The 16,928-nt window shown below is 70.9% G+C and carries 13 protein-coding genes; 8 read left to right on the forward strand and 5 right to left on the reverse strand.

Going from position 1 to position 16,928, the window contains the following annotated elements:
• The first annotated feature begins 86 nt into the window (after positions 1-86).
• The 3 genes from PZB75_RS26540 to PZB75_RS26550 are packed head-to-tail and all read left to right on the forward strand — an operon-like array spanning position 87 to position 3,977.
• Positions 87-1,508 (forward strand): DUF6271 family protein, encoded by a 1,422-nt coding sequence (locus PZB75_RS26540; protein ID WP_275537811.1) that lies wholly within the window; start codon positions 87-89, stop codon positions 1,506-1,508.
• The gene (locus PZB75_RS26545) at positions 1,478-3,310 is read left to right on the forward strand and encodes an asparagine synthase-related protein (protein ID WP_275537812.1); all 1,833 of its coding nucleotides are present in this window, start codon (positions 1,478-1,480) and stop codon (positions 3,308-3,310) included. The genes PZB75_RS26540 and PZB75_RS26545 overlap by 31 nt, the downstream gene beginning before the upstream one ends.
• A gap of 1 nt (position 3,311) precedes the next feature.
• Complete coding sequence (locus PZB75_RS26550) at positions 3,312-3,977, forward strand: hypothetical protein (protein ID WP_275537813.1); 666 nt, start codon at positions 3,312-3,314, stop codon at positions 3,975-3,977.
• Between the two features lie 626 nt (positions 3,978-4,603).
• Here PZB75_RS26550 and PZB75_RS26555 read toward each other — a convergent pair.
• The gene (locus PZB75_RS26555) at positions 4,604-5,743 is read right to left on the reverse strand and encodes a magnesium and cobalt transport protein CorA (RefSeq protein WP_275537814.1); all 1,140 of its coding nucleotides are present in this window, start codon (positions 5,741-5,743) and stop codon (positions 4,604-4,606) included.
• A gap of 128 nt (positions 5,744-5,871) precedes the next feature.
• Positions 5,872-6,744: a DMT family transporter gene (locus tag PZB75_RS26560; RefSeq protein ID WP_275537815.1), complete on the reverse strand. Its 873-nt coding sequence runs from the start codon at positions 6,742-6,744 to the stop codon at positions 5,872-5,874.
• A gap of 202 nt (positions 6,745-6,946) precedes the next feature.
• Between PZB75_RS26560 and PZB75_RS26565 the strand changes: the two genes are divergently transcribed.
• Positions 6,947-8,077 carry a winged helix DNA-binding domain-containing protein gene (locus tag PZB75_RS26565; protein ID WP_275537816.1) on the forward strand — a complete coding sequence of 377 codons (1,131 nt, stop codon included), beginning with the start codon at positions 6,947-6,949 and terminating at the stop codon, positions 8,075-8,077.
• A 72-nt stretch (positions 8,078-8,149) separates the two neighbouring features.
• Here the strand turns inward: PZB75_RS26565 and PZB75_RS26570 are convergent, their stop codons facing one another.
• Entirely contained in the window at positions 8,150-8,992 is an 843-nt protein-coding gene (locus PZB75_RS26570) for a helix-turn-helix transcriptional regulator (protein ID WP_275538877.1), read from the reverse strand.
• A gap of 107 nt (positions 8,993-9,099) precedes the next feature.
• Here PZB75_RS26570 and PZB75_RS26575 point away from each other — a divergent pair, with 107 nt between their 5' ends.
• Positions 9,100-10,788, forward strand: a complete 1,689-nt coding sequence (locus PZB75_RS26575; protein WP_275537817.1) for an AMP-binding protein — start codon at positions 9,100-9,102, stop codon at positions 10,786-10,788.
• Positions 10,785-12,401, forward strand: a complete 1,617-nt coding sequence (locus PZB75_RS26580; RefSeq protein ID WP_275537818.1) for an AMP-binding protein — start codon at positions 10,785-10,787, stop codon at positions 12,399-12,401. Before PZB75_RS26575 ends, PZB75_RS26580 begins: the two co-directional genes overlap by 4 nt.
• A 77-nt stretch (positions 12,402-12,478) precedes the next feature.
• Here the strand turns inward: PZB75_RS26580 and PZB75_RS26585 are convergent, their stop codons facing one another.
• Entirely contained in the window at positions 12,479-13,192 is a 714-nt protein-coding gene (locus tag PZB75_RS26585; RefSeq protein ID WP_275538878.1) for a hypothetical protein, read from the reverse strand.
• A gap of 251 nt (positions 13,193-13,443) precedes the next feature.
• On the reverse strand, positions 13,444-13,695 hold the full coding sequence (locus PZB75_RS26590) for a hypothetical protein (protein ID WP_275537819.1): 252 nt from the start codon (positions 13,693-13,695) through the stop codon (positions 13,444-13,446).
• 264 nt (positions 13,696-13,959) lie between these two features.
• On the opposite strand from PZB75_RS26590, the gene PZB75_RS26595 reads away from it, so the two are divergent.
• The gene (locus tag PZB75_RS26595) at positions 13,960-15,180 is read left to right on the forward strand and encodes a lactonase family protein (RefSeq protein ID WP_275537820.1); all 1,221 of its coding nucleotides are present in this window, start codon (positions 13,960-13,962) and stop codon (positions 15,178-15,180) included.
• Positions 15,181-15,496: 316 nt separating this feature from the next.
• A complete protein-coding gene (locus PZB75_RS26600) occupies positions 15,497-16,903 on the forward strand; it encodes an 8-oxoguanine deaminase (RefSeq protein WP_275537821.1) in 1,407 nt (468 codons plus the stop codon).
• The last annotated feature ends 25 nt before the right edge of the window (positions 16,904-16,928 follow it).

Below are 16,928 nucleotides of genomic sequence, written 5' to 3' on the forward strand. Positions count from 1 at the left end.
GCGGTGCCGCCCGCGGTGCGGATCGATCCGCACCGGCCCCCGGTTGCTCCTGGCCGACTCGCTCCGAGAGGTTGCGACACACCACCATGCACACGTCTCCGAAACAGCCCGGCAACGGGTTCCTCGACACATGCGTCCCGCGACTCGTCTACATGCCCACCAACCGGCTCTTCGAGGAAGCCTTCCGCTCCTTGGCTGCCGAGGTGATCTCCCTGCCGGACTGCGCCCGCGAGAACGTCACGCTGCTGGTCGTGGACGACTGTCCGCAAGCGGTGTCCCGTGTGAACCGGCAGGTGACCGACGAGGTCGCCCGAGCCTCCGGTCTCCAGGTACACGTGCTGGACGCGGACGGCTGGAGGCGTCTGGCCGACGACATCGTGGCGGCGTCCGGCCTGTCAGCCAACGACAGCGCCGCCGCCCGGACCGCTCTGCTCCAACCGACCGGGTCGTACGGAGCGGGCCCCAACAAAGCCGCGCTCGTAGCCGCTCTGGTCGGGGCGGAGTCTCTGCATCGGCGCGACAGCGACCAGATCACCCAGGTGGATCCAGCCACCGGCTCCTCGCCTCTGCGCGTCGAGGCGGAGCTACTGGACCGGGCGCGGACCGGAGGCGATGTCGATGTCTACTGCGTCGGCTCCTCGCTGACCGGCCGCCCTACCCGCGACCGCCGGGACCTGGAGCAGCACTCCGCGGAGTTCGTGCGGCGCGTCGACGCCCTCAGCGAACTCCCAGGCGACATCTCTCGGACCCCTCGCGCACCTCGGCCCGGAGCCGCACCCCCCGGGCGGATCGCCGTGCACAACACCGTGTCTGCGCAACGGGACCTCACCGGAATCGTGGAGATGGGCGTCGCCGCCTTGCGCACGGTGCACACATGGATCCCCGAGATGCCGGCCGTCGGTATTCTCGGCAGTGATTACTTCCAGAAGGGCCTCCTCTACCAGTTGGATCTGCCCGTCTACCACCACGACTTGAGAGCCCACCACGTCTACGAGCCTTGGCGGGCGGGGCAGAGCCGACCGGACCATCTCGGCTGGTATGCCAGTGCCGAGATGCGCTATGCCGTGCTTCGCCGGCACTGGAATTTCTTCAACGAGTCCCTGGTGGCCCAGCGAGACCGCCTCTTCACGTCCGCCGGCGAGTTCGACTCGGCGGCCTACGGCGAGCTGTTCCTGGACGCCCGGGAGCGAAGCGAGGAAGGCGCGACAGGCATTCCCCCCGCCTTCCTCACCGCGTACCGCGAAGCGGCGGCCCTCGCCTCGGGTGAGACCGCACGACGGCTCGGCATCCGCATCGCGGCCCTGGAGGCCGAGTCCCTCTCCGTAGCGGCATACGTGTCCCAGGCCATTGACGAGTTCGCCCGCCTCACCCGTGCCTGGCCCGACCTCGTGGCAGCGGCCGACCGGCTGGGGAGGAACACGGACCTCAGTTCCTACACCTCGGCCGCGGCCCGTGTGCCGGCTGCGGATCCGACCGTTTGCGCCACGAACCGCCACGAACCGAGCTGAAGAGCAGCACAGACGAGGAAGAGGTCATCACCATGTGCGGTATCGGCGGAATCCTGTTGAAGCGGCGCACATCGGCAGACCGCGACGGCATGATGCGGAGGCTGGCGCCGTCGCTGGCACACCGTGGAAGAAGCGAGGAGGGCTCGTACACCGACGAACGGATCGCCCTGCACTGCTCTCGGCACGCCGTCATCGCGGTCGACGAGGCACGACAACCGCTGGTCGACTCGCGGGGCGAGTTGGTGATGGTGGGCAACGGCGAAGTGCTCAACCACCGGCAACTCGCCCCCCGTCTTCCCTCCGACCGGCTGGATCGGCTACGGCCGGGAGACCTCCAGGTCGCCCTCGAACTGTACGCGGACCGCGGCGCCGCGGCCTTCGAGGACCTGCGGGGGCCGTTCGCGCTGGCGGTGTGGAGTTCGAGCAGCGGTGAACTGACGCTGGTACGCGACCGGCTCGGCGAGCGCCCGCTCTATTACTACGATTCACCGAACCTCTTCGTTTTCGCCTCGGAGATCCGCTGCATCACCGCGGCACTGGCAACGCACCGCCCGCACCTCGATGAATCGAGCCTCCTGACGTTCCTCGGCCTGGGGCGCGTCATGGACGGCCGTACACCGTACCGGGAGATCCGAGCCGTGACGGCGGGGGCCGTACTGCGTATCGGTGACGGCGACCCGGGATACCTCAGGACGGCCTCACTGACCCCCGTCTCGCAGCTGCGGACCGCTCCGGCGGACGAAGCGGAGGTGGATCACCTCATCGACCAGGCGCAGCGGCGTGCGCTGGTGGCGGACCGGCCGGTGGCGGTCGGCTTCTCGGGGGGCATGGACTCTTCCGCAGTACTCAAGGCCGCACTGGACGGCTCGGGAGCCGCCGCCGCCATCACCGTGTACTCCGACCGCGGACCGGAGACCGACGAGAACCTGCGCCGAGCCCGTGTGCTGGCTCGTGTCCTCGGCGTGGAACTGCTCGAAGTGCCCTTCCGTATTCCCTCGCTCGACGACACGGTGCACCTCCTCAACAGCACTCTCGACGGACCCGCCGCCGAACCCCTCGTCCTGCACAACGATGCCCTGCACTCCGTCGCAGGAGATCACTCCGCCGTGCTGCTGGGCGGCCACGGTGCTGATGAGGTCTTCGGTGGGTACGCCCGGTACACTGCGCTCCGCTCCGACGCCGAGGGAACCACCACCCAGGAGTGGATGACCGCGTCGCTGTGGGAACGATGGAATCGGGCAGTCAACTGGCAGAACTTCGTCAACGAACACGCCAGCCCGGAGCTCGCCCCGCACACCGAGATCCACGGAGCACAACTGGAACTCCCCTTCGCGTACTCAGACTTCGAGGACAGCGATCCGGTCCTCTTCGGCCAAGCCCTCGACCTCTTCCGGCTCATGACCTACGACAACTTCCGCGCCACGGACGAGAACGGCATCGCCCGGGGGGTAGAGGTGAGGTCCCCCTTCTTCGACCTCGACCTCATCGCGGGTGTTTTCAGCCTCCCTGTCGACCGGCGCCTGAGGCCGGGTTCCCCGAAGCATCTCCTTCGGCGGGTGTTCCGGGGAACGGCCCTCGAAGGCGCCTTCACCGAGCGCAAGGTGGGCTTCGACGACCACTTCTCCTACGCGGACTGGATGACCGACAACTGGCCAGGATTCTCCGGAGCCATCATCGACGGTCCTCTGCCAGGAACGGGCGTGCTACGCAACAGCGTCTTCGACGACTTGGAGAAACTGGATTGGCGGCAGCTGTGGCGCCTGTTCAGCCTGTCGACCTGGCTGGACCGCGCGGCACTCTGAGGTGGCGGCTGCCGTCCATCCGGCACCGGACGGCAGGACCGCGACGACCGCACGGCTCTCCGTCCGTATCCGGGAATGGGCTGGCCAACGGCCCCGCCGCGGCAAGCGCGAGCGCACGGCTCGCTACGACCAGGGCTCCCGGTACCGGGTTGCCGACATCCCCGGCGTCCGGGTCAAGTCCTTCGACACGCTCGAAGATGCCAAGACTTGGCTGCGCCAAGCAGGTACCGACAGCGAACGTGGCGAATTCGTCGACCCGCGCGCAGGCTCCATCGCCCTGGCGGAATACGTCGTCCACTACTGGCAGGCGGGGGTCCAGGGCGCCCCCGGCACCGTCAAGCGCATCGACGAGCGGGTCCGCCTCCATGTTCGGCCGCATCTCGGGGCGGTGTCCCTGCGAGACATCACCCCGACGGTACCGCGGGGCTACATCGCCACGCTGGTGAGAGAGCTCTCCCCGCGGTATGCACGGCAGATCCTCTTCACACTCTCGAACATCTTGGACTTCACGCTCCCGAAGGGCGGCAGGAATCGGGTCGTCGACATGCCTGCCTCGGCTGCCTCGGCGCTGGCCGAGTACTTCATGGAGTACCCCGCAGTCGAGGTCGAACTGCCGTGGGCGGTCCGGAGTCCAACCGTGAGAGGGAGTAGTTCCCGCTCATCCTGACCACGACGTACGGCAACGCCATCCGGGCGAACATCTTCGACGTCGACGTGTGGAAGCCTGCACTGGCTGCGGCCGACATGATTCCCATGCGCAAACAGGGCGGCGAGGGCTGGAAAGCGTCCCGCAAAGACGGCTTCCACGCGCTGAGGCGCACGTACGCCTCAGTCATCCCCGAAGCGGGAGAATCCGCCGTCACCCTCGCGCGGTGGCTCGGGCACTCCAGTCGAACCATCACCTTGGACTTCTACGCCCACTTCATGCCCGAGGCCGGCGCGGCAAGGGGCGCGGTGCCATCGACGCCCTGCTCGGCCAGCCTTCCTCGGCTCCGGCGGCCGCATGAAGGAAGCGATTTCTCAATGCGGGAGGCGAGAGGGGCGCAGTACAGCTGCGCCCCTCTTCGGCGTTCTGTTGCCCAACGGGTTGCTCACTCCCCGTGTCGGTTTCCTTCTTCCGGTGGGCAAGGGAGTGGAAGGAATGATCAGGTTGGCGTGCTCACGATGGGGGAGGCCCGCCGAAGTGGGGCGGGTCTCATTCTCCCCAGATTCTTCCCAGGGGGCTGAACGGTGCCTGTGGCATTCGCGCCCACGCCGTCGAACTTGGTACGCGGACGCTCGGGAGGTGATTGCTCAGAGCCAGTCCCGCCGTTTGAAGACGAGGTACAGGCCGCCGCAGACCACCGCCATCAGCCCGATCGCGAACGGATAGCCGAGCCGCCAGTGCAGCTCCGGCATCAGGTCGAAGTTCATCCCGTAGATCGTGCCGACCAGCGTCGGGGCGAACAGGATGGCCGCCCACGCGGAGATCTTCTTGATCTCCTCGTTCTGCTCGAACCCGGCCTCCGCCAACGCCCGCATCTCCGCGTTCTGTTGCTGGGTGACGAGGGTGGCGTTGACCGTGAGGATGTCGGCGAGTGCCTGGCGGAAGCCGTCCACGCGTTCGCTGGTGTGTGTCACGTGGTCGGCGACGTCGCGGAGGTACCGCTGGAGTTCGTCGTCGGTGCCGTACTTGGCGAAACCGGCCATCAGGCCGTTCAGCATGCTGATCAGCGGCCGGGTGGCACGCTGGAACTCCACCACCTCGCGGGAGAGTTCGTAGATGCGCCGGGAGACCGCGGGGTCGCGGCCGAACACCTCGGTCTCGATCTCGTCGATGTCGGTCTGCAGCCCCCCGACGACCGGTGCGTAGCCGTCCACCACGGCGTCGAGAATCGCGTACAGCACCGCCTCCGGGCCCAGCGCCAGCAGCTCGGGCGTGGTCTCCATGCGTCGGCGTACGGCGGAGAGATCGGGCGCAGCCGAGTGGCGGACCGTGATCACGAAGTCCTTGCCCACGAAGATGTGCAGCTCGCCGAAGTCCACCTCCTCCGGGGCGTCGAGATAGCGGGCCGCCCGCAGGACCACGAAGAGGGTTTCGCCGTAGCGCTCCAGCTTGGGCCGCTGGTGGGCCTCCAGCGCGTCCTCCACCGCCAGCTGGTGCAGGTCGAACTCCTCGGCGAGGGCCAGGATTTCGGACTCGGACGGCCGGTGGAGGCCGATCCAGGCCATGCCGTCCGGATGCTCACGCAATTGACGGAACGTCTCGGCGAGGGTGTCCGGCGTGGAGGTGCGGCGCCCGTCGCGGTACAGGGAGGTCTCGACGATCGAGTCGCCGCGCCGGGACTCCGCGCCGGGAGCCGCGGGTACGTCCGCGGACGACGGCGGGACGGCCGCGGCGGTGGACGGGGGCGTGGCCGCCCGGTGGGCGGGGCGGCGCCAGGGGTTCTTCACGACTGGTCATGCCTCCGGGATCGGGCCTGGTGGAACGGGTGCCTATGGCCTTCCGAGGAGGATATACGGACCAAAACACGTGGTCGCGGGCGCATCGGGTGGTCGTCCGGGGCCGACGGTACGAAAGGTCACCTCACCCGCGGTGGGGGCGCGGCGTTGCCCGAGGCCAGCGGGGAGCGGGCCAGTTCGACGCAGCCCGCCGCGATCAGCGCAAGCGCGGTGAGTTCGGGCAGCAGCCACCAGCCGGTACGGAGGTCTTCACCGAACAGCGTCACCCCGTACAGGATGCTGATCAGGGCGTCACCGAGCGTCAGCATCGGCTGGACCGCGACCAGATTGCCCGCCTGGAGGGCGTTCTGGAGGAGGAACAGCGCGCCGACGCCCGCCGCGGCGGTCGCGTACAGCTGCCACGCGGAGAACAGCGCGACCCATCCGCCACCGTCGTCCAGTCGTGCCATCGCGTCCTTCATGAACGCGGCGGTGAGGGCGTAACCGCAGGCCGCGGCCAGTCCGAGCAGCGCGGCCCGGGGATTTCCGCGGGTGCCCAGGGCGGCGGCGATCAGCGTGAACTCGAAGAGTCCGGTGAGGACCAGCGCGGGAACCCAGGCGGCGCCGTGCACCGTGGTGCTGCCGCCGCCCGGCGCGGCGGACGCCATGCCGAGCGCGAGTCCGAGTGTCACCGCCGCGACCCCGAGCCACACCGTGCGGGGCAGCCGGGCCCGCATGAGGAACCCGGCCAGGAGCAGCGTCGCGGGCAGCTCGATCACGAAGATCGGCTGGACCACGGAGATCGGACCGGTGGCGAGCGCGGTCGCCTGACAGACCGCCGCGACGATCACCAGACCGATCCCGGCGAGCCACACCTTCTGGCGCAGCAGATGAGAGAACAGGGACAGACGCATCGCCTCGGTGTCGGGGGCGGTCGCTGCCGCGCGGCGCTGGAGCACCGAAGCGGAGCCGTTGGCCAAGGCGGTCAGAATGGCGAACAGAACACTGATCACCGGACCATGATGAGGGGCGAAACCGTACAAACGGTGAAAACGCGCACTTGCGGCCCGTCGCGTCGGGAAGCGCCGACGGGAGCGATGAGGGGGCGCGGGGAGCGGAAGGGGGGAGTGCCGACGGGGCAGGGGCCGGGGAAAGGGAACCCGGTGCCAGGCAAATAGGACAGTCTCTGTCCGCTTGCCCGCATAGCGTGCCCCCATGGCCTCCACGTCGAACCCCGTCACCCCCACCGCGCTCTCGCCCCGAGCCCTGGGCCGGGCCACCCTGGCACGGCAGCTGTTGCTCCGCCGCACCACCATGTCCGTGAAGGACGCCGTCGCCCACCTGGTCGGTCTCCAGGCGCAGAACACCAGACCGCCGTACTACCAACTCCTCGCCCGGCTCACCGACTTCGACCCGGCCGAGCTGTCCGCGCTGATGGCGTCCCGTGAGGTGGTCCGGCTCGTCACCCTGCGCTCCACCATCCACACCCACACCGCCGACGACGCGCTGACCCTGCGTCCGCTGGTCCAGGCCGCCCGTGAGCGGGAGCTGCGGGCGTTCCGCGCGGGTCTGGTCGGCGTCGACCTCCACCGGCTCGCCGCGGTCGGCAGAGAGCTGGTCGAGGAGCGTCCGCGCACCCCGAAGGAACTGCGCGCGTCCCTGCTCGCCGAGTGGCCGGAGGCCGACCCCCGCGCCCTGGGCGTCGCGGCCCGGTGCGTCCTGCCGCTGGTGCAGGTCACCCCGCGCGGAATGTGGGGCAGGAGCGGCCAGGTCTCGCTGACGACCGTCGAGCACTGGCTCGGCCGGGACCTGCTGCCGGTACCCGCCCCCGACGCCACCGTGCTGCGCTACCTCGGCGCCTTCGGGCCCGCCTCCGTCAAGGACATGCAGAGGTGGGCGGGGCTGACCCGGCTGCGCGAGGTCTTCGAACGGCTGCGGTCGCGGCTGATCACCTTCCGGGACGAGAACGGCGTCGAACTCTTCGACCTGCCCGACGCCCCCCGGCCGCCCGAGGACACCCCCGCCCCGCCGCGCTTCCTCCCCGAGTTCGACAACGTGCTCCTCGGCCACGCCGACCGCACGCGGATCATTCCCGCGCGGTACCGGGGACGCAACGGGAACGGCAACCAGTCGTACGGGTCCGTCCTGGTGGACGGCTTCCTCGCCGCGCTCTGGCGTACCGACGCCTCCGGAGACGGTGTGACCGCCACCGTCCAGCCCCTGGGCACACTCGGCGGCGCCGACCGGGACGCCGTCATCGAGGAGGGCCTGCGCACACTCGCCACCATGGCTCCGAAGAGCACGCCGGACATCCGGTTCGGCACATTCGTCGACTTCTCCCGCTGACACCCCGCCCCACCCGGACCCGCACACACGTGACGGCTCCCGCGCCCCGGTTCCGCCGACGCCTGACCGGCGTCACGGCAGCAGCCCCGCCCGCCGCGCCGCCACCACGGCCTCCAACCGGGTGTGCGCCCCCAGCTTCCGCATCGCCGAGCGCAGATACCCCTTCACGGTCTCGGGCCGCACCCCCAGCCGCTCGGCGGCCCTCGCGTTCGTCGCCCCGGCCGCCACACACGACAGGACGTCCACCTCACGCGGCGCCAGCTCCACCTCACGGGCCGGTGCCGGCCGGGGCCCCGCGGCCGAGGCCAGCCGCCCGCACACCGTCCGCAGCTCGTCGCGCAGCGCCGGGTCGACGATCCTCGGCACCAGGGCGCGCAGTTCGCGGTGCGCCTCGCGCACGTCCTCCCACGCACCCGGCGCGGCCCGGGGATCGGTCACCTGTTCCCGGGAACGGTCGAGGAGCTGCCGCACCTCGTCCCGTACCGCCAGCGCCTGCTCCACGTCACGGGCCGCCGCGACGGCCGCGTCGAACGTCCGGTCCCCGAGCGTCAACGGCTCGCGCAGCGCCCCGTACAGCACGCCCCGCACCCTGCGCCGGACGACGACGGGCACCGCCACCACCGAGCGCAGGCCCTCCGCCGCGACCGCCACGTCGTACTCGTGACTGATGTGGCGCGACGAGGCGTAGTCCGTCACCGCGCACGGACGCGACAGGGCCATCGACTTGCCGCCGAGCCCGCTGCCCGCCGAGATCACGAGCCCCCGCAGGGCGGTGGACCGGGTGCCGTTCAGTTCGGCGATCCGGGTGTGACGGGCGTCGGAGAGCAGCCCGCCGAACGCGACGGGAAGCCCGCTTGACCGGCGCAGCCGCAGCAGCGCCGCTCGCATCTCGACCGCGTCGACCGATTCCGGCACGCTGATGCCCTCCGCCACTGGCTGTCCCCCCATCCGGGGGTGGTGAGACCTGAGTCACTGTTTACATGATGTCAAGCGACCGGTCCGGTCCGCAACGAGGAGGGCACATGTCGGCAACCAGCGCGACGGAGACGTTCCGGGCCGCCCGGGACTTTCTGCTCCGCAACCGCGAGGACTACGCGGCGGCGTACGAGGGATTCCGCTGGCCCAGGCCCGCACACTTCAACTGGGCCCTGGACTGGTTCGACGTCATCGCCGAAGGCAACGACCGCACCGCCCTGCACATCGTGGAGGAGGACGGCCGGCGCACCGAGACGACCTTCGCCCGGATGTCCGCCCGCTCCAACCAGGCGGCCAACTGGCTGCGCGCCCAGGGGGTACGCGAGGGCGACCGCATCCTCGTCATGCTCGGCAACCAGGTCGAGCTGTGGGAGACCGCCCTCGCCGCCATGAAGCTGCGCGCCGTCGTCATCCCCGCCACCCCGCTCCTCGGCGCCGCCGACCTGCGTGACCGGGTGGCGCGCGGCCGGGTCCGGCACGTCCTCGTGCGGGACGCGGACACGGCGAAGTTCGACGGCGTACCGGGCGACTACACCCGGATCGTGGTCGGCGACGCGCCCACGGGCGACACCGCCGGGTGGCGGTCGTACGCCGGCGCGGACGCGTTCCCGGAGACCTTCCGGGCGGACCGGGAGACCGACCCCGACGAACCGCTGATGCTGTACTTCACCTCCGGCACCACCGCCAGCCCCAAGCTGGTCGAGCACACCCATGTGTCGTACCCCATCGGCCACTTGGCGACGATGTACTGGATCGGGCTCAAGCCCGGGGACGTGCACCTCAACATCTCGTCGCCCGGCTGGGCCAAGCACGCCTGGTCCAACCTCTTCGCACCGTGGAACGCCGAGGCGACCGTCTTCATCTTCAACTACACCCGTTTCGACGCGGCCCGGCTGATGGCGGAGATGGACCGCTCGGGCGTGACGAGCTTCTGCGCCCCGCCCACCGTGTGGCGGATGCTCATCCAGGCCGACCTGTCCCAGCTGAAGAGCCCGCCCCGCGAGGTGGTGGCGGCGGGGGAGCCGCTGAACCCCGAGGTCATCGAGACGGTACGGCGGGAGTGGGGCGCCACGATCCGGGACGGTTTCGGCCAGACCGAGACGGCCGTCCAGGTCGCCAACACCCCCTCGCAACTGCTGAAGGCGGGCTCGATGGGCAGGCCCACCCCCGGCTACACGGTGGTGCTGCTCGACCCGGTCAGCGGCGAACCCGGCGCCGCCGAGGGCGAGATCTCCCTCGATCTGTCCAGCGCGCCGGTCGGGCTGATGACGGGCTACCACGGCGACCCGGACCGCACGGCCGAGGCCATGGCCGGCGGCTACTACCGCACGGGCGACATCGGTTCACGCGACGACGACGGCTACATCACCTATGTGGGCCGGGCCGACGACGTCTTCAAGGCGTCCGACTACAAGATCTCCCCGTTCGAGCTGGAGAGCGCCCTGCTGGAGCACGAGGCGGTCGCCGAGGCCGCGGTCGTGCCCGCGCCCGACCCCGTCAGGCTCGCCGTCCCGAAGGCGTACATCGTGCTCGCCGAGGGCTGGGAGCCCGGCCCCGACACCGCGAAGGTGCTGTTCGCGCACTCCCGGTCCGTCCTCGCCCCGTACAAGCGGGTGCGCAGGCTGGAGTTCGCCGAGCTGCCGAAGACCGTCTCGGGCAAGATCCGCCGGATCGAACTGCGCGAGCGCACCGCGCAGGGCCTGGGCACCGAGTACGACGAGGGGGACCTGCGATGACGGGGTCGGCCGCGCCGTCGTACGCGCACGGCACGGGCGCCACCGCACTGCTCGGCGACACCATCGGACGCAACCTCGACCGGGCGGTCGAGTCCTACCCGGACCGCGAGGCCCTGGTGGACATCCCCCAGGGCGTCCGCTGGACCTACGCCCGGTTCGGCGCGGAAGTGAACCGGCTGGCGCGCGCGCTGATGGGCGGCGGCGTCGCCAAGGGCGACCGGGTCGGGATCTGGGCCGTCAACTGCGCCGAATGGGTCCTGGTGCAGTACGCCACCGCGCGGATCGGCGCGGTCATGGTGAACATCAACCCGGCCTACCGGGCACATGAACTCGGCTATGTACTGCGGCAGTCGGGGGTCTCGGTGCTCTTCGCCTCGCTGTCCCACAAGACCAGCGACTACCGGGCGATGGTCGACCGGGTGCGGCCCGACTGCCCCGCGCTGCGGTCCGTCCACTACATCGGCGATCCGTCCTGGGACACGCTCATCGACGCGTCCCGGCTGGTCACGGACGAAGAACTCGCCGCACGCGAGGCGGAGTTGTCCTGCGACGACCCGATCAACATCCAGTACACCTCCGGCACCACCGGCTTCCCCAAGGGCGCCACCCTCTCCCACCACAACATCCTCAACAACGGCTACTCCGTGGGGGAGATGGTCGGTTACACCGAACACGACCGGGTCTGCCTGCCGGTCCCCTTCTACCACTGCTTCGGCATGGTGATGGGTAACCTCGGCACCACCTCGCACGGCGGCTGCGTCGTGATCCCGGCGCCGTCCTTCGAGCCCGCCGCCGTGCTCGCCGCCGTGCAGCGGGAGCGCTGCACCTCGCTGTACGGCGTACCCACCATGTTCCTGGCCGAGTTGAACCACCCCGACTTCGCCTCGTACGACCTCTCCTCGCTGCGCACCGGGATCATGGCCGGATCTCCCTGCCCCGTCGAGGTGATGAAGCGGGTGGTCGCCGAGATGCACATGGACGAGGTGTCCATCTGTTACGGGATGACGGAGACCTCGCCCGTCTCGACCCAGACCCGCCGCGACGACGACCTCGAACGCCGCACCGGCACCGTCGGCCGGGTCCTGCCGCACATCGAGGTCAAGGTCGTCGACCCGGTGACGGGCGTGACCCTGCCGCGCGGCGAAGCGGGCGAACTGCGCACCCGGGGCTACAGCGTGATGCTCGGCTACTGGGAGGACCCGGCGCGGACCGCCGAGGTGATCGACGCCGGGCGCTGGATGCACACGGGCGACCTGGCGGTGATGCGTGAGGACGGCTATGTGGAGATCGTCGGCCGCATCAAGGACATGATCATCAGGGGTGGGGAGAACGTCTATCCGAGGGAGATCGAGGAATTCCTCCACGGTCACCCGAAGATCGCCGACGTCCAGGTGGTGGGGGTCCCGGACGCCACGTACGGCGAGGAGATCCTGGCCTGTGTGATCCCCCGCGACCCGGCCGACCCGCCGACGTCCGACGAGGTGACCGGATACTGCCGCGGGCAGTTGGCGCACTACAAGATCCCGCGGCTGCTGTGGATTCTGGAGGAGTTCCCGATGACGGTCAGCGGCAAGGTGCGGAAGATCGAACTGCGCGAGGGGTACGGGCGGTAGCGGGGAGGACGGGGAGCGCCGGGGCGGGCGGGCGGTACCGGGGTGGGCGGCGGACCCGGTGGACGGGCCCGCCGGGGTCAGGCGCCGGTGCTGAGCAGTTCGTCGGCCGGGCTGTTCACCGGCTGCGGAGTGCCGGTGAGATCCATGACGAAGAGTGGGATGCCCAGGCCGTCCGCGCGGCCCCGGGCCTCCGGGGTGTACCCCGCGAGGGAGAAGAACACGCTGGACACGGAGGCGCTGAGCGCGTTCAGCCAGAGGCATTCGACGTCGCGCAGCGCGGTGGGCCGGGTCGTCGAGTCCACCTGGGCGATCAGCCCGGTGGCCCGCAGATCGATCCGGGACGCGGGCCGCTCCAGCGGCTGCACCACCTCCCGGTAGCCGAGCCACCTGAGATACAGCGCGGCGGCCGTCACGGCGTCACGGGCGGTACGGATCGTCATGGGCCGGAACGAGGGGCGGGGAGCCGCCGCCGTGCGCGGCAGAGGTATGTGGGACGGGGCCTCGGCGCGTCCCGTCCCACCCGCGCGCGAGGTGACCGGGCGGACCGGAATCCGCAGCACCGTGCCGCAGGGGCAGCACAGTTCGGGATGCGGCCACTGGTCGCGCCGGCCGCAGGAGTGGCAGCGCACGCTCACCCAGTCGTCGTTCCAGGTGCGGTGCGTGATCGGCTCGACCGGGGCGCCGCGCATCAGCGGCGGGGCGGTCGGGGCACCGCACGGACAGGGGTACACCGGCGTGACGTACGCGTGGTCGCGACGGCATACCGGGCAGCGCACCGGCACGGACTCCACCATGGTCTCCCTCCGGACGCCGACTGCGTTCCGTGCGCCCATGGTCCACCAGGAGCGAGGTCCTGGGGAGGGACTTGACGCATTTGGCACTCCTCCGGCCGCGAAGCCCGGCACGACCGCACTCGGCCCGGAGGGGCCGGCACACAGGACGGGCCCCCGCACCGAGGACGGAGAGTCCCGGTGCGGGGGCCGTAGGCCGCTGCTACGGCCGGTGGGTCGTGCGCCCCACCGACCGCGCGTGAGCCGTGGGATCAGCGGCGGCCGAAGCCGTTCCAGCCGCGGTGGTGGTCCCAGCGGTTGTCGTGGCCCCAGCGGTGGTGCCGGTTGTTGTCGACCTCCAGCTCGGTGTTCGACCAGTCGGCCACCACGATGTCGCCGACCTTCACCAGGTGGCCGGTCGAGTGCTCGAAGTCGATGTCGGAGGTGGCGGCGGCAGCGGGGCCCGCGGCGAAGAAGCCCGCCGAGGCCATGACGGCGGCGGCGATCGCGATGCGACGAAGCATTACTACTCCTGGTTATTGAGCGAGTACTTACGGTGGAAACCGTGCGTCACGTATCGCTCGCGCGCATGCCGGGCCGCTCACTCGGGTGAGTCCCTCGCCGGGGAGGCGTACCGAAGGCTCCGCGTGCCGAACCGTGGTGCCCGCTCACCCCGTTCGCGCGGATTGCGGAGGGTGCAACCGTAATTGCGCCTCTTGCTGACGAGGGTGGGGAAGGGCCACTCTGGCTGGCACATCCGACGCAGCCGACCCCCTGAGGTGCCTCGCATGAACACCCCCACGAACACCCGCACGAACACCCCCACACCCACCACCCCCACGAACGCCGTCGCCAACCGCCGTGCCTTCATCGGCGCGGTCCTCGCCGGCGCCGCCCTCTCCGTGACGCCCGCGTTCCCCGCGTCGGCGCGCACCGCCCCCGTGGGCCGCGAACCCCGGCCCGGCGCGCGGACCGCCACCCGCCCGCTCTTCCTCGGTACGTACACGACCGGCGGCGGAGGCCGGGGAATCGGCGTGGCCGGGTACGACCCCGTCACGGGCGCGATCACCGCGCGGACCGTCATCACCGGGGTCGCCGACCCCTCGTACCTCGCCGTACATCCCTCGGGCAACACGCTCTACGCCGCCGACGAGCAGAACCCGGGCGCGGTGACCTCGGTCGCCCTCGACCCGGGCGGTACGTTCCGCGTGCTGAACAGCCGGAGCACCGGGGGCGCCGGCCCCTGTCACCTGTCCGTGCACCCGGGCGGGCGGTGGCTGCTGAGCGCCAACTACACCTCGGGCAGCGTCGCCGTGCACCCCGTCGCGGCCGACGGTTCCCTCGGCGAACGCACCGATCTGGTCGCCCACCGCACACCGGCCCCCGGGCCCGGCCAGTACGGACCGCACGCCCACCAGATCGTCACCACCCCCGACGGCGGTCACGTCCTCGCCGTCGACCTGGGCAACGACACCGTGTACACGTACCGCCTGGACCAGACCGCGGGGAAGCTCACCCAGGTCTCGTACGCCGCACTACGGCCCGGAGCGGGGCCGCGCCATCTGACCTTCCACCCCGGCGGCAGGTTCGCCTACCTCGCCTGTGAGGTGAGCAACACCGCGGTGGTCTGCGGTTACGACCCCGCCACCGGCACGCTGACACCGGGCGCCCCGCAGTCCACCGGGACCGGCTCCGGCGTCAGCTACCCCGCGCAGTTCCTCGTCACCGCCGACGGCCGCTTCGCCTACCTCGCCAACCGGGGACACAACAGCCTCACCCGGTACGCGGTCGAGGGCGGCGGGGCCTCGCTGCGGCTGCTCGACACCGTCCCGGTGGGCGGTGACTTCCCCCGGCACATCGCGTTCTCCCCGGACGGCGGGCTGCTCTTCGCCGCCAACCAGAACTCCGGCTCCGTGACGGTCTTCCAGGTCGACCGCGTCAGTGGCGGACTGCGGTCCGCGGGCAGGCCGTTCGCCGCTCCGGTGGCCGTCTGCGCGCTGCCGCTGTAGCACCGCCCGCCGCGGTCTCCACCGGCGCGGCCAAGGACGGTGCGGTTCGGGACATCGGTGAGCGGACGCGCGACGCCCCGGTGTCCCGTACCCGGAACGGCCCCGGGGGCGGTCCCGGGGACGGCCTCCGGGACGGGAGGAGGAGATCGTGCGCGCGGAACCGGGCAGGAGGAACCGTGTCCGGCCGACCCGGAAGCGCGGGCAGCCGACCGGAGCCGCCCGCGCCGCGCGCACGGCGCGGCTCCGGCCAACGTCCCCGTCGGGCCGCGCGGCTCCGGGGAGCCGTGCAGAGCAGCGGAGAGAAGAGTGGAACGCCATGGCAGCACCGGAAACACCGGCGGCAACTGACCGCACCGACCGCATCGTCATCGAGAACTGTTCGATCGCGACGGTCGACGTCCACGACACCGAGTACGCCTCGGGGCACGTCGTCGTGGCAGGCCGTCGCATCGAGTCCGTGGGAGCCGGCCCGGCACCGGAGGGGCTGGAGGACGTCGTACGGCGCGTCGACGGCACCGGGCACCTCGTCACACCCGGACTGGTCAACACCCATCACCACTTCCACCAGTGGCTGACGCGAGGACTGGCGACCGACCACAACCTCTTCGACTGGCTGGCCGCCCTGTACCCGGTCTGGGCCAGGATCGACGAGCCGATGGTCCGGGCCGCCGCCCAGGGCTCACTGGCGATGATGGCCCGCGGCGGGGTCACCACGGCCGTCGACCATCACTACATCCATCCGCGCGGCGCCGGCGACCTCTCCGCGGCCGTCATCGGGGCGGCCCGGGAGACGGGCGTCCGGTTCACGTTCGCCCGGGGCTCCATGGACCTCGGCGAGAAGGACGGCGGACTCCCGCCGGACTTCGCCGTCGAAACCCTCGAAGGGGCGCTCGCCGCCACCGAGGCGACCGTCGACGCCCACCACGACGACTCCTTCGGTGCCATGACCCGGATCGCCGTGGCGCCCTGCGCGCCGTTCACCGTGTCGGAGGAACTGATGCGGCAGGGAGCGGAACTGGCCCGCGGGCGCGGGGTCAGGCTCCACACCCACGGCTCGGAGACGGCCGAGGAGGCGAAGTTCTGCCACGAGCGGTTCGGCATGGGCCCGACCGACTACTTCGAGTCGACCGGCTGGCTCGGCGACGACGTCTGGATGGCGCACTGCGTGCACATGAACGACTCCGACATCGCCGCCTTCGCCCGTACGGGCACGGGCGTCGCGCACTGCCCGTCGTCCAACGCCCGGCTGGCCGCCGGGATCGCCCGGGTCCCCGATCTGCTCGCCGCGGGCGTACCGGTCGGTCTCGGTGTCGACGGAACCGCCTCCAACGAGGCCGGTGAACTCCACACCGAACTGCGCAACGCCCTCCTCATCAACCGTCTCGGCCCCCATGGCGAGCACGCCCTGAGCACCCGTCAGGCGCTGCGCCTCGCCACCCACGGAGGCGCCCAGGTCCTGGGCAGGGCCGACGAGATCGGCTCGCTGGAGCCCGGCAAACTCGCCGACCTGGTGCTCTGGCGGATGGACACCCTCGCCCACGCCTCCATCGCCGACCCGGTGGCCGCCCTCGTGCTCGGCGCCGCCGCCCCCGTCACGCTCTCCCTGGTGAACGGCCGGACCGTCGTCGAGAACGGCCGGCTGACCACCGTGGACGAGGACGCCGTCGCCCGCGCCACCCGCGACGAGGCCCGCCGCCTCGCCCGCGTCGCCGCCGAGGGCTGAGGGCTTCCAGGACCGTGTCCGAGGG

The organism is Streptomyces sp. AM 4-1-1, from assembly GCF_029167625.1.
In the GTDB taxonomy this organism is placed as follows: Bacteria; Actinomycetota; Actinomycetes; order Streptomycetales; family Streptomycetaceae; genus Streptomyces.